At 47.1% G+C, this 13,029-nt stretch carries 13 protein-coding genes; 5 read left to right on the forward strand and 8 right to left on the reverse strand.

The features are described from left to right. Window positions 1-126: 126 nt before the first annotated feature. The 4 genes from RH45_RS04535 to RH45_RS04550 all read left to right on the forward strand — a co-directional run bounded on the left by RH45_RS04535 (window position 127) and on the right by RH45_RS04550 (window position 4,205). Window positions 127-1,512, forward strand: a complete 1,386-nt coding sequence (locus RH45_RS04535) for a TldD/PmbA family protein (protein WP_008074324.1) — start codon at window positions 127-129, stop codon at window positions 1,510-1,512. Continuing rightward, a complete protein-coding gene (locus RH45_RS04540) occupies window positions 1,512-2,855 on the forward strand; it encodes a TldD/PmbA family protein (RefSeq protein WP_008074325.1) in 1,344 nt (447 codons plus the stop codon). Before RH45_RS04535 ends, RH45_RS04540 begins: the two co-directional genes overlap by 1 nt. A gap of 265 nt (window positions 2,856-3,120) precedes the next feature. Then, entirely contained in the window at window positions 3,121-3,549 is a 429-nt protein-coding gene (locus RH45_RS04545) for a hypothetical protein (protein WP_008074327.1), read from the forward strand. Window positions 3,550-3,587: 38 nt separating this feature from the next. Continuing rightward, entirely contained in the window at window positions 3,588-4,205 is a 618-nt protein-coding gene (locus tag RH45_RS04550) for a hypothetical protein (RefSeq protein WP_008074328.1), read from the forward strand. A gap of 92 nt (window positions 4,206-4,297) precedes the next feature. On the opposite strand, the gene RH45_RS04555 is transcribed toward RH45_RS04550, so the two are convergent. From RH45_RS04555 to speA, 3 genes are all read right to left on the reverse strand, one after another. Next, window positions 4,298-4,984: a hypothetical protein gene (locus RH45_RS04555; protein WP_008074329.1), complete on the reverse strand. Its 687-nt coding sequence runs from the start codon at window positions 4,982-4,984 to the stop codon at window positions 4,298-4,300. A 146-nt stretch (window positions 4,985-5,130) separates the two neighbouring features. Beyond that, entirely contained in the window at window positions 5,131-6,057 is a 927-nt protein-coding gene (speB, locus tag RH45_RS04560; protein ID WP_008074331.1) for an agmatinase, read from the reverse strand. Then, complete coding sequence (gene speA / locus RH45_RS04565) at window positions 6,058-7,968, reverse strand: arginine decarboxylase (protein ID WP_008074332.1); 1,911 nt, start codon at window positions 7,966-7,968, stop codon at window positions 6,058-6,060. It abuts the gene before it with no gap. Between the two features lie 286 nt (window positions 7,969-8,254). On the opposite strand from speA, the gene RH45_RS04570 reads away from it, so the two are divergent. Beyond that, entirely contained in the window at window positions 8,255-8,776 is a 522-nt protein-coding gene (locus tag RH45_RS04570) for a DUF2058 domain-containing protein (RefSeq protein ID WP_008074333.1), read from the forward strand. Window positions 8,777-8,919: 143 nt separating this feature from the next. Here RH45_RS04570 and cspE read toward each other — a convergent pair whose 3' ends face one another. The 5 genes from cspE to RH45_RS04595 form a co-directional block, all read right to left on the reverse strand. After that, window positions 8,920-9,132: a transcription antiterminator/RNA stability regulator CspE gene (gene cspE / locus RH45_RS04575; protein ID WP_005473978.1), complete on the reverse strand. Its 213-nt coding sequence runs from the start codon at window positions 9,130-9,132 to the stop codon at window positions 8,920-8,922. 310 nt (window positions 9,133-9,442) lie between these two features. Then, window positions 9,443-10,666, reverse strand: coding sequence for a beta-ketoacyl-ACP synthase (locus tag RH45_RS04580; protein WP_008074334.1), 1,224 nt, complete (start codon window positions 10,664-10,666; stop codon window positions 9,443-9,445). Beyond that, the gene (locus tag RH45_RS04585; protein WP_008074335.1) at window positions 10,663-11,388 is read right to left on the reverse strand and encodes a 3-ketoacyl-ACP reductase FabG2; all 726 of its coding nucleotides are present in this window, start codon (window positions 11,386-11,388) and stop codon (window positions 10,663-10,665) included. The genes RH45_RS04580 and RH45_RS04585 overlap by 4 nt, the downstream gene beginning before the upstream one ends. Continuing rightward, complete coding sequence (locus RH45_RS04590; protein WP_008074336.1) at window positions 11,385-11,849, reverse strand: hotdog family protein; 465 nt, start codon at window positions 11,847-11,849, stop codon at window positions 11,385-11,387. Before RH45_RS04590 ends, RH45_RS04585 begins: the two co-directional genes overlap by 4 nt. Beyond that, window positions 11,842-13,029: a beta-ketoacyl-[acyl-carrier-protein] synthase family protein gene (locus RH45_RS04595; protein ID WP_008074337.1), complete on the reverse strand. Its 1,188-nt coding sequence runs from the start codon at window positions 13,027-13,029 to the stop codon at window positions 11,842-11,844. The genes RH45_RS04590 and RH45_RS04595 overlap by 8 nt, the downstream gene beginning before the upstream one ends.

The raw sequence follows: 13,029 nt of genomic DNA on the forward strand, positions 1-13,029 counted from the left end.
GATAAAACGCGTTAGAGTGCACCCATTGCAGATACACCACAGAGTGAATGACTCGTTTAAAAGTCATTGCGTTTGTCTAAACGTAAGGTGTAGATAGCTAGGACGATCAACGAGCAAGGAGACTTCATGCTTAATACTGTAACGGCGAAAGCGGTGATTGATCATGCTCTCTTTTTAGGAGCTGACTTCGCTGAACTGTTCGTCGAACATCATCAAACTAACACTGTCCAGATTGCTTCTGGTGAAGTGGATAAAGTTAACTCGGGTATCGATTTTGGTATCGGTATTCGCCTCTTCTTTGGTCACAAAGTACTTTATGGCTACACCAACAGTACAGATGAAACTGAACTGAAACGTGTCACCTCATTGTTAGCGGCAAAAGATAAACGTGAGCAGATCGCATCGGCGGGAGCATTGAACCTTAATCGCTATGCGCTGCAACATGGGTGCAGTATGCCGCTAAGCAAAGATGCTAACTTAGACTCAAAAATTGCTTTCTTGCTTCAAGTGGACAAAGCAGCTCGTGCAGAAAGCGACTACATCAGTCAGTTTATTGGCAGTGTGCTACAGCGGGAGCAACAAGTCTCGATCTTCAATTCAGAGGGCCTGCATGTTGATGATACCCGCCATTATGTGCGAGTTGCGGGCAATACCGTTGCTCAAAAAGGGAATGAGCAAACTTCGGGTATGGAAGGGCCTGGGGCATTGGCGGGTTGGGAATACAGCCAGCAACTCGATGCGAACGAGCTAGGCCAAGCAATCGCTCAGCAAGCCTTGGTCAAACTGGGTGCTGATGCCTGTCCGTCTGGTGAGATGCCCGTTGTCATTGGCAACGGCTTTGGTGGCGTAATCTTCCACGAAGCGTGTGGTCACCTACTCGAAACCACCTCAGTCGCGAAAAAAGCCTCGGTTTTCCACGACAAGATGGGTGAGGTGATTGCTCACAGTGCGGTAAATGCGGTGGATGATGGCACGATGACCAACGAGTGGGGCTCCATTCATGTTGATGATGAGGGGATGCCAACGCAACGTACTCAACTGATCAAAGACGGCAAATTGACCAGCTTCATGGTTGATAAAATGGGGGGCATGAAGACGGGCTACGAGCCAACGGGTTCTGGCCGTCGACAAAACTACAAGTTTGCTCCTACCTCACGCATGCGTAATACCTTTATCGAAGAAGGCGAGCATTCTCTGGATGATATGTTGGCAGGTATTGAACGCGGTATCTACGCCAAAAAAATGGGCGGCGGCTCAGTACAGCCAGGTACTGGGGAGTTCAACTTCGCGGTACGTGAGGCGTACTTAATTGAAAATGGCAAGATCACTAAGCCTCTTAAAACGGCAACGCTTATCAGCACTGGCCCTAAAGTCCTGAAAGAGATCAGTATGGTTGGAAAAGATATGGCGCTGGCTCCGGGAATGTGTGGCTCAGTAAGCGGTTCAGTGCCAACAACGGTGGGGCAGCCTTCGCTGAAGGTCGATAATATTTTGGTCGGAGGTGGCAACTAATGAGTCAAGACAAACAACTTCTCAATGCGGTTGACTACGTGCTATCTGAAGCCAAGCGCCAAGGTGCTGAGGCGGACGTGATCGTTAATCGGAGCAACAGTTTCTCCTTGAAAGCAAACCAAGGTCAGTTGGATGAGTACAAGGTTAGCTCCAGCCAGGTGCTCGGCGTTCGAGTTGTAAAAGAAGCACGCGTGGCAACCAGTTACTCAGAATCGTTAGAGCAGCCTAGCCTAGACTTAATGCTGAGCAATGCGCTTCAAAGTGCGCGTTTCTCTAAGCAAGACGAACACCAAGCCATCCGATGCATCGACAGCCAAATCACAACCGATTTACCAGAGATTGCTCAAGCAGATACCACGTCTGTCGATGAGAAAATCGCTTTGTCATTAGCGCTAGAGCAGGGGGTTGTTAGCCAACCTCACGCTAAGAGCTCTCCTTACAACGGTTACAGCGATGGCGAAAGCGAGCTGATTATTGCGAATACCCAAGGTTCGCTATGTCAGCATTTTGAGCGCTCATTCAACTGTTATGCCTACACCTTGTTTGAAAAAGATGGTAAGCAGTCAATGGCAGGTAAGATGTCTCTCGGCCGTCGTTTTGAAGAGCTGGACTCCGCTTACTGTATTGAACATGGCTATAATTTAGCGCGAGATTTGCTTGAGGGTGCACCGGTTGCAACAGGCAGTTACCCGGCTATTTTCCACATCAATGCATTAAGCAGTTTGTTTGGTGCCTTTGGGAGTGCATTTTCTGGTGTCAGTGCCATGAAAGGCATTACTCCACTGGGAAATAAAATTGGTCAAAGCATTGCGAGCGAGCTGATCACCCTGACAGATAAGGCTTACGTGCCAAACGGTATGGCCATTGCTGCTTTTGATAGTGAAGGCTTTGCTACCCAAGACAATGTACTGATTGCCAACGGCCAATTAAACACATTGCTGCATAACAGCCAAACGGCGAGTTATTTGGGCACAGTGTCGACTGCAAGTGCTTCTCGTGGTGCTAAGTCGAGCTTAGATGTTGCGGCTAATCACAAAGTGATTGCAACAGGAAGCAGCCGCGAAGCTGAGGTTAAAGCGGGAGAGTACTTAGAGTTAATTGAGCTGCAAGGCGTGCACTCCGGTGCCGACGCCGTTAGCGGTGATTTCTCGTTTGGCGCGAGCGGCTTCTTATGTCGAGATGGTCAGAGAGTTCAGCCTGTTCGTGGGATTACGGTTGCGGGTAACTTCTATAAGATGCTTCAAGAAGTAGAAGCCGTTGGTGACAGCCAACTGATCAATGACAGTCGCACTTTCTTTGCCCCAGATATTCGTTTTGCTCGCCTTAGCATCGGTGGTAAATAGCCGGGTTAGAGCAAGCCAAAACGCCGAGCTCTAACTACGACGAATTCAATAAGCCAGTATAGGATAACTATGCTGGTTTTTTTTGATTATTAGCGCGATGAGTTAGTGCAATGTGCTGGGTGAAAACTTACTGATATTTAATTGAGGTTATCGATAACGAACGGCATTATGATACTCAAGCTGTTTGACATGAGCAAAGCATCTCTCCTGAACGACGGGTTGGGGAGACCCAAGGGATAACTTTTAGAGATCGTAAAGTAGAGACATGAAACGGATTTTTGTTGTGACCAGCTTGTTGATGACGGGCTGTGCTTCTTCTCAGTTTGTTGCTGAATTTGAACCTGAGTCTCCGGACTTTGCCATTGCATCCAATTTGGAGCTTTGTCGTTACATCGGACAACATTTGCCTGACAGTGACGATGCGAAACAAGAGCTGGTTAAGCGCGATGCCTTAACCGAACAAGATTGGTACTCAATCGAGAGCCGACAGCTAACTTTGGGCAATTCTGAGTGCGTGGTTTGGGCGATTTGGGGCAATGCATTTGAGTCTAAACAGATTAATGCGCTTAATCGATTTGGGAATGTCCAGTCACAAGTCACCTACTTATGCCAGCTAGAAGGTATCGAGTATTGCCCCTTCACCACGATCATATTTGTCAATGATGTCGTTGCAGATATCATTAAGGAAGACTAAATCGTTAATCAAACGAAACGCTTAAGTAAGGAATATCTATGAGATGGCTATTGGCTGTAATCTTTGCAATGGTGGGTGGTCTGGCATTGGCCAAAGCGGTTGAGGAGCCAAAGGAAAACGCCTTCGTCAATATTAATATGACCCTTGAGCTTGATGGCGTCGAAAGGGCACTTCAGGACACTCGTCAGTCGCTTGACCATATTGGTGGCGCGCTCGATCAGATCGCTCAAAGTGAAAACCTGACTCCTGAGCAGCAACACTTACTTGGTGATACGATTAAAAACCTCAATCAACTTGTTCACTTATCAAGAGACTCGGTTGAGTCCTTACCCAGTGCGTTTGAACAGTCTAAGAAGGCGGTCACTACGGAAAGTCGACGTTTTTTAGATGATTTACAATTCAAAGTGATGCTTGCGATTGCGGGCATTGGTATTGTCGTTGTGCTTATCATAGCAGCGATAGGTTGGTTTGTTTTAAGGCCGATGCAATCTTCGCTTGTCACTGTGACACAAAATATTTCCTCAATGGCTGGTGCGATTAAATCGACAGCGCATGCCCTAGACTCCATCTCCAACCAACAGCAAGATATAGCCCTGCGTCTTGAGCAGCACAAAAGCACGACGCAGCAAAATGAATCGCAACAAACAGCCTCTTAGCGAAAGGAGGCTGCCTGTTGTGGCGATAATGCACATGCACTACTTACTGCTTTGATGAGGCGGTGTATCAAGCTAATACACGCGGTTAGACGTTAGTTTTTACTGACTGGCGAGGTATTGATGTCGACATTGCCAGACGTGAGGTCTACCTGAGCATGATAAACAACATCTGGGTCGCCATAGTGTTTGAAGGTAAACCGGTACTGTTTTGCGGGAGCCCAAATTTTGTTGGGTTCCGAAGGTGTTAAATCGTAACCATCTTGCTGATAGAGTTCCGTCGACATGACATAACTGAGTGCGATCTGCTGTTCGCTAGCCAGATCATAGCTAGGCTCTAAAGAGGGGTTAGTAGGGTAACTTTCACCATTAAAACTCATTAAACGATAAGCGCCATTACTCCAGACGATGAAGTCTTGCCAGCCATTGTTAAAACTGTCTGCCAGCACAATAGGCGGCTTAGTCACAGAAAGTTGAGCAAGAACCTTACCTGAATGATCAAAGATAAAGGCAGAACATCCGCCACTGCCGCAAAAGTATCGATCTTGCATTAATACGAAATGCTCCGTTAAACCATCTTGGTTCAAATCAGCGCTGCCCGTCAGGTAGCGGATGTCTTCGGAGTTTAGCGCTATCCCTTCAGAGGCAAGAATCGTCTGGTTCACCCACTCAGCGATGTTTGCTTCGGATTGAGACGTTGTGTCACTGATTTGTACCGCTGAGCATCCGGTCATTAGCGTGGTTGAGGTTGCCAACAAGAAAGTAAGAAGAGATTTATTCATCACATACACTAAATAATTTATTTGGATTAAAGGTGAGTATACGCCTCTCGCGTAACGATGTGATGCAAAATAAAAAAAGACTGATGCTCTCACATCAGCTTTGCGTTTGTTTGTCGCTCTATGGCAACGGCTATCATTGCGTCACGTTACTCGCTTTCGCGATTGAATGCCCAGGCGTACATCAACTCAAGGGCAACGGTTGCCCCCGCTAATGCGGTAAGGTCGCTGTGGTCGTATGGGGGTGACACTTCCACAACGTCCATACCAACAATGTTAATGCCAGCCAATCCGCGCAGGATTTTCAGCACTTTATCTGAGTTTAACCCACCGCACACTGGCGTACCGGTACCAGGGGCAAAAGCCGGATCTAAGCAATCAATATCAAAGGTGACATAGACAGGTTTGTGACCAATGATGTCGCGCACGCGAGTAACAATATCTTCGGCACTCAGGTCGTTCGCTTCCATCGCGTTTATGACATTAAAGCCATGCTCTTGTTGGTCATACTCAGTGCGTATACCTATTTGTACCGAATGTTTAGGTGAAATTAACCCTTCATTCGGTGCGTGATAGAACATGGTGCCATGATCGTAACTGCTGCCGTTGGCGTAAGTGTCGGTGTGAGCATCGAAGTGAATCAGTGCCATTTCACCGTGATGTTTAGCGTACGCACGCAATATGGGTAGGGTAATAAAATGGTCCCCACCCAGTGCTAGCATGGTTTTCCCGCTTTTAAGAATTTCACTGGTTGCAGCCTCTAAGCGATAAGTGAAATCTTCAGCATCTCCGCAGTCAAAGACCAAGTCTCCAGCATCAATGACTTTGGCACGATCAAAAACATTAAAATTCCACGGAAACTTGTTTCCTTCCCAAGCTAAGTTTACTGATGCTCGGCGAATGGCATCTGGCCCCATGCGAGCGCCAGGGCGACCAGACGTGGCCATATCAAGTGGCACACCCAGTACCACTAGGTCAGCATCGGCTGAAACAGGGTTGCGCAGATAAGGTCTGCGCATAAAACTCATTGAATTCGAGTAAAGCGAATAATCAGTTTTAGTAAACAAATCATTCATTTAGAAATCCTCTAAATAGGTGTAACCGGTTAAGCCACCTTCTAATTCTTCTAGCACAGTTTGCTGTTCGTCATCGTTGACGCGTTCAGCTACCAGCTCACGGTAGTTTTGGCGAATTTTGTCCACATCGATATGGACGTAGCGCATCATATCTTCGACACTGTCGCCTTCATCGATACGTTCGATGATTGCTTCACCATTCTCATCAACACTGACGACAGCGCTATGTGTGTCGCCAAACAAGTTGTGCATGTCACCTAGGATCTCTTGGTATGCACCGACGAGGAAAAAGCCCATTAGGTAGGGTTTATCCTTGTTCCAAGCTGGTACGGGCAAGGTTGTTTCAATACCTTGGCCCTCAACGTACTGCTCTATGGCACCATCAGAGTCGCAGGTAATATCCAGCATGACAGCGCGGCGATCTTCGACGTTTTCCAAACCTGACAAAGGTAAAACAGGGAAAACCTGATCAATACCCCAAGCATCTGGCAGCGACTGGAATAGCGAGAAGTTGACGAAGAACTTATCCGCCAATCGCTCATTCAACTCGTCTAAAATCGGACGATGGAAACGATTTTTGTTGCTCATTTGGCGGCTTAACTCGAAATAGATTCGCAGTGAAAGCTGCTCTGCCCAAGCACGTTGCTGCAGGTTAAGCACTCCTGTTGCAAACTGTGAGTGCACTTCGGCTAAATCACTTTGCGTATCGTTGTAAATTTCGATCAGAGCGCGTGCGTCACTGCCGTCTTGCAAGTTCTCCCAGTTACGCCACATATTTTGCAGCAGGGTTGGGTCATCGGCATCCGGAGCAATGACTGACTCTGGATGGTACGCCTCTGTGCCTATTACGTTTGTGATCAAAACAGCATGATGAGCGGTCAATGATCGGCCTGATTCAGAAATAATGACAGGTTGCGGTTGACCATATTGCTGACAAACGTCGCCAACGGTACTCACAATATTGCGAGCGTACTCAATCAAGCCATAGTTCATTGAGTTAGAGGACTGACTGCGTGTTCCGTCATAATCTACCGCTAAACCACCGCCAATATCGAAGTACTTGATACCTGCCCCCATTGCGCGTAACTCACAGTAGAAGCGCGCTGACTCGTTCACACCGTTGCGAATGTCGCGAATATTGGCCATTTGCGAACCAAGGTGGAAATGCACCAGTTGCATCGCATCAAGCTGCTCCTCTTGTTTTAAGCGTTCAATTACGGTTAAAACTTGTGAGGCTGCCAAGCCAAACTTGGATTTTTCACCGCCACTAGACTGCCATTTCCCCGCCCCCTGTGACGCAAGACGAATACGAATCCCTAAGCGCGGCTTAACCCCTAAGCTTTTGGCTTCTTTTAGCACTAAATCAAGCTCAGACAGCTTTTCTAGGACGATAAATACTTTGTGGCCCAGCTTCTCACCAATCAGCGCTAAACGGACGTACTCGCGGTCCTTGTAACCATTACAGACGATCACAGAACTGGCTTTTTGCGCCAATGCGAGAACCGCTAACAGTTCTGGTTTACTGCCGGCTTCTAATCCGAGTTGTTTGGTTTCGAGCTGCGCTTGGCTTTCAAGAATCTCATCAACCACTTCTTTTTGCTGGTTCACTTTAATTGGGTAAACCAACAAGTAGTTGTTGCTGTATTGATACTCTTCAATAGCTTGGTTGAATGCTTGGCAGATACCGTGCACGCGTTGGTGCAGGATCTGAGGGAAGCGAACCAATACGGGTAAATTCAGTTGTTTTTGTTCTAGCTTAGAGACGATATTGCTCAAAGGAACTTGGTGCGCGTTATCGCTGCGTGGTGACACATACACTTCACCTTGGTTATCGATACCGTAGAAGCCTTGGCTCCAGTAATGAACATTGTAATCCGCACGAACACGATCAAGTTTAGAATTGTTTTCCACTACAAATCTCACACAGGTAGGGAGAAAAATCTATGGCTCACATAAAGGGAACCATACCTGACACGGGACTGAATCGGCTTTCTCTAAGCTTCCGCGTCGAGCGCATTAACGGACAAAAAGTGGCTTGAGTCTAACAAAATAATTTTGTCGTCACGATTGCTGAATGAAGACAATAGATAGGAGGATTTTATGTTCGATTTTGTTACCGATTTAATATGAGATGAAACCTTTCTTTGACTGCATTGAGCCGTTAAAATGAGCGCAAATTGATTACTTTGGAAGAACCATGGCAAAACTGACACTTCAAGAGCAAATGCTAAAGGCTGGCTTAGTTAACGAGAAGAAACTAAAGAAAGCGAAAAAAGGCTCCAAGAAATCTCGCGTCCAAGCACGTGAGGTAAAAGCTGCAGTAGAAGAGAATAAGCGTCAGCAGCAAGAGCGAGACAAAGCACTAAGTGAAGAGCAGAAAGAGCAGCGTCTAACCAAAGAAATCAAAGCGCAAATTAAACAGCTGATTGAGATGAACGCCATCGCTCAGACGGACGGTGAAATCAAATACAACTTCACGGATGGTACACTGGTTAAAGCGCTTTATGTTGAGCCACTTACCCGCGACCAGCTAGCGAAAGGCTTACTTTCTATTGCTCGTAGCGAAGAGTCCTATGTGGTGATTCCAAGCAGTGTAGCGAAGAAAATTGCCATGCGTGATGAGAGCGTAATCATCGAGCAGAACGGGCCTGCGGAAGATATCCCGGCGGAAGACGACCCGTATGCTGACTTTGTCGTACCTGATGACCTAATGTGGTAATCATCTCGACTCAGAATCCAAAAAAGCTCTACTGATGCAGTAGAGCTTTTTTTATAGGTGTCGTTATTCTGCAGACATAAAAAACCAGCCACTAGGGCTGGTTTTTAGAATCTTAGAAAATCGACGCTTAGGTCAATCTAAAATTATAGTACTTCTACGTTAGCAGCTTGAGGACCTTTTTGGCCTTGCTCAACTTCGAATGCCACTTTTTGGCCTTCTGCTAGAGTTTTGAAGCCTTCGCCAGTGATTGCGCGGAAGTGTACGAATACGTCAGCACCGCCGTTTTCTTGAGTGATGAAACCGAAGCCTTTCTCTTCGTTAAACCATTTTACTGTGCCAGTAGTTTTGTTAGACATGATGTGTCCCTTGTATAAAAGTTAATTAAGTAATTTGTTGCGCTGAAAACTTGAACTATTAAATGTAACTATGAAGCTAAGGGAAAATCTAACTGAACTACAGAATGACCGGCATTCTGATGGATTTACTTTTACTTGAGTTTCACTAATAACCCTGAATAACAGAGCGCAGACATAGTACGCTGATGCGTAATGGGAGTAAAGGCTTATTTGCGCAAATCGTCACTTTCGTGAACGGATGTCCGCAATATTTCTTTTCTCGCCCACATCAACTGCGAACTGTTACCTTTTTAAGCGTTTTCTCCAGCTTTTACAACTTCTTAAAGATGATAGAAGTATTAATACCACCAAAAGCAAAATTATTGCTCATCAGGTATTCGACTTCCAGCTCTCGGCCTGAACCGGTAATGTAATCTAAGTGACCACACTGATCGTCAAGCGTTTCGAGATTAAGTGTAGGGCTAAACCAGCCAGTGTGCATCATTTCTAAGCTCAACCAAGCTTCAATTGCTCCACAAGCCCCTAAAGTATGGCCAAAATAGCTTTTCAGTGAACTGATAGGCACTTTACCTAAGGCGTTAGCCGTTGCATTGCTTTCTGCGATATCACCTCGGTCAGTCGCGGTGCCGTGAGCAGAAACGTAATCGATTTTCTCAGGTTCAATGCCGGCATCTTGTAGTGCCATCTCCATACAAATTTGCATGGTCTCCATTTGCGGTTGAGTGACGTGTGCTGCATCGCAGTTGCTGGCAAATCCAATGATCTCGGCATAGATTTTAGCCCCGCGAGCGACCGCATGCTCATATTCTTCAAGCACTAAGGTTCCAGCCCCTTCACCGATCACCAGACCATCACGGCCTGAATCGTATGGGCGAGGTGTCGATTTCGGTGATTCGTTTTTCAAACTGGTGGCAAACAGGGTATCAAACACCGCAGACTCAGTAGGACAAAGCTCTTCACCTCCGCCTGCGACCATAACGGTTTGATAGCCGTGTTTGATTGCTTCGTACGCATAGCCAATCGCTTGACTACCCGATGTACAGGCACTGCTGGTCGGAATAACACGACCTTTCAAGCCAAAGAACAAACCAACATTAACTGCGGCAGTGTGAGGCATCATCTGTACATAAGTGGTTGCAGTAATCGCCTTGGTGGTTTTGTCATTCAACATGACCCCAAAGGCGCCGATCGCATCGGTACTGCCAGTCGAAGAACCGTAGGCGATGCCGGTTTGGCCATTGGTCAAAACATCATGCCCTAAAAGACCTGCTTGAATGAGCGCATTCTCTGTTGCGACGGTTGCCAACTTCGATACTCGGCCCATACCACGCACCTGTTTGCGCTTATAATGCTTAGGCAGTTCGAAGTCATCGACTGGCGCGGCGAGTTTGGTGTTTAGGCCGTCGTATTGCTCATACGAAGGCATGTATTGAGTGGCGTTTTCACACGCGCGTAATTTAGGCTCAATGGCAGCCCAATCATTACCAAATGCGGTAACACCAGACATACCTGTAACTACAACGCGGCGGCTCATACTAAGCCTCCATTTACCGATATCACTTGACGAGTCACATAACTCGCGATGTCAGACATTAAGTAGCTGACCAGTCCCGCGACTTCTTCAGGCTCACCCATTCGGCGAAGAGGGATCTGTGGCATGGCATGCTCTTTTACATGCTCGTCTACCATTCCGGTATCGATAAGGCCAGGTGCAACACAGTTCACGGTTATCTTGCGCTTTGCGAGTTCGAGGGCGAGAGATTTGGTTGCCCCAATCACGCCAGCTTTAGCCGCACTGTAGTTCGTTTGGCCACGATTGCCCATTAATCCAGATACTGAGGCTAGCGTCACAATACGTCCCCCCTTGCGTTTTTGCACCATCGGCATCACACAAGGGTGTAGTACGTTGTAAAAGCTGTCTAGATTGGTGTGAATAACCCCATCCCACTCTTCTTCTGTCATTGCCGGGAACGCGGTATCGCGAGTAATGCCCGCATTGTTTACCACGCCATAGTAGGCGCCGTGCTGTGCAATGTCGGCTTCAAGTTTATCGCGACACTCATCGCGGTTGCTAATATCAAACTGGATAAGGCGACCTTGACCGCCTTCGGCTTGGATAGTCTCAAGGGTTTGCTGAGCACCATTTTGGTCACCCATGTAATGAACAACAATCGTGAATCCATCTTTAGCAAGTTGAATCGCGATAGCTTTACCTATCCCTTTACTTGCACCTGTGACTAATACCTGTCGGGTCATTGTTGACTCCTGATTTTCATTTCTTGTAATTTTTCTTCGGATGGAACGTAAACATTGAGCTGACAGCTTGCAACAAGTTGCTTGGCTAACTCAATACGAGCGGCGAACACTGCCATCCCGTTATCTTCCATCATTTTCTCTGCGTAGATGTCGAGTTGCTGGCCTTGGCTAAACGCATCTAACTGGGCGGTATAACGACGACTGCCAAGTAAAAAACCAATCGGTGGCTCTTGACCTTGTTGCAGTGCATGATAACCAGACCATGCTGCGACAGATTGCGCCATAAACTCGATGCCCACATAGGCTGGAATCGATTGGCTATCGGCGTTAAAAAATGGGTTATTGGGGCCGATATCGACCTGACAATGAATCGTATCTTGCTGAATATCCAGCGCACGATCAATCAATATCATCGGTCTGTCGTGTGGCAATAATTGCTCGATACAAGGATAGCTAGTCATGGGTATAACCGAAAATTAGGCTAATGTTGTTACCACCGAAGGCAAACGAATTACTCAGTATGGCTTTGCCATTGAGTTGAGTTTGGGTTTCAACCAAAGAGACGTCAATATCTTCTGCCTTCGAGAGGCACTGTTGCATCGGTAGTGGTAAATCGTGTTTTAAAATGTGCCAAGCAATAGCGGCTTCTGTGGCACTTGCTGCACCTAAGGTATGTCCGGTCAGCGGTTTGGTTGAACTGACCGGAACGCGATCGCCAAACAAGCGGTAGATGGCTTTGCTCTCCATGCTGTCATTGAGTGGTGTTGCGGTTCCATGAGCGTTTACATAACCGATATCCTCAGCACTCAAACCTGCGTTGTCTAACGCTTTTTGCATGGCTTGCTCTGCGCCTAATCCGTCGGGGTGTGGCGCGGAAATGTGGTGAGCATCGGAGCTGTCACCCGCACCTAATAAAGCAATGGGGGCTGACTCGCGACTCACTAGCATTAGCGCGGCCGACTCTCCAATGTTAATGCCGTTTCGCTGTTGGTCAAAAGGTCGACACAAGGTGTTGGATAAGGCTTCTAAACCATTAAACCCATTCAAGGTTAATTGGCAGATGGTATCGACACCGCCGACGATAACGGCATCCACTACACCATTTTTTAGCAAGTTCTGCGCACTAATAAATACACGCCCACTTGAAGAGCAGGCCGTGGAAATCGAATAACAAGGGCCGTCAATGTTGAGATACTCAGCTATAAACTCACTGCTGTTGCCTAATTCTTGCTTGCGATAATGAAATTGGTCAGGGAAAGTCCCATGCTGATTTTTATGGCTAAATGCGGCTTCACCATCGGATATACCAGAGGTGCTTGTACCGATAACAACCGCAATACGGCTTGGTCCATAGTGTTCAATCGCGCGTTGAATACAAGGTTCTATCTGTTGCAGTGCCGACAGCGCGAGTTGGTTATTGCGTGAACGATACTTCTCTAATCTGGCTGGGATGTTTGGTAAAGGTTCCGTCACTCGGCCGATAATCGTCGACGTTCCCGTGTTGAGAATCTCATCGTCTTGCAACATATGGGATGACTGCTCCCCAGCCAAACACTTGTGAATATCGCTTGGCTGCTGGCCCAAGGCCGAATGAAAACCACAGTCTTGAATGTATAAGGGAGTCGGCTCGTGTTTAGGCAT

The organism is Vibrio sinaloensis DSM 21326, assembly GCF_000189275.1.
Classification (GTDB): Bacteria; Pseudomonadota; Gammaproteobacteria; order Enterobacterales; family Vibrionaceae; genus Vibrio; species Vibrio sinaloensis.

Coding starts and splice junctions, on each gene's coding strand:
- RH45_RS04535 (WP_008074324.1), top strand. CDS start 127: ATGCTTAATACTGTAACGGCGAAAGCGGTGATTGATCATGCTCTCTTT.
- RH45_RS04540 (WP_008074325.1), top strand. CDS start 1,512: ATGAGTCAAGACAAACAACTTCTCAATGCGGTTGACTACGTGCTATCT.
- RH45_RS04545 (WP_008074327.1), top strand. CDS start 3,121: ATGAAACGGATTTTTGTTGTGACCAGCTTGTTGATGACGGGCTGTGCT.
- RH45_RS04550 (WP_008074328.1), top strand. CDS start 3,588: ATGAGATGGCTATTGGCTGTAATCTTTGCAATGGTGGGTGGTCTGGCA.
- RH45_RS04555 (WP_008074329.1), bottom strand. CDS start 4,984: ATGAATAAATCTCTTCTTACTTTCTTGTTGGCAACCTCAACCACGCTA.
- speB (WP_008074331.1), bottom strand. CDS start 6,057: ATGAATGATTTGTTTACTAAAACTGATTATTCGCTTTACTCGAATTCA.
- RH45_RS04570 (WP_008074333.1), top strand. CDS start 8,255: ATGGCAAAACTGACACTTCAAGAGCAAATGCTAAAGGCTGGCTTAGTT.
- cspE (WP_005473978.1), bottom strand. CDS start 9,132: ATGTCTAACAAAACTACTGGCACAGTAAAATGGTTTAACGAAGAGAAA.
- RH45_RS04580 (WP_008074334.1), bottom strand. CDS start 10,666: ATGAGCCGCCGCGTTGTAGTTACAGGTATGTCTGGTGTTACCGCATTT.
- RH45_RS04585 (WP_008074335.1), bottom strand. CDS start 11,388: ATGACCCGACAGGTATTAGTCACAGGTGCAAGTAAAGGGATAGGTAAA.
- RH45_RS04590 (WP_008074336.1), bottom strand. CDS start 11,849: ATGACTAGCTATCCTTGTATCGAGCAATTATTGCCACACGACAGACCG.
- RH45_RS04595 (WP_008074337.1), bottom strand. CDS start 13,029: ATGCCTAAACACGAGCCGACTCCCTTATACATTCAAGACTGTGGTTTT.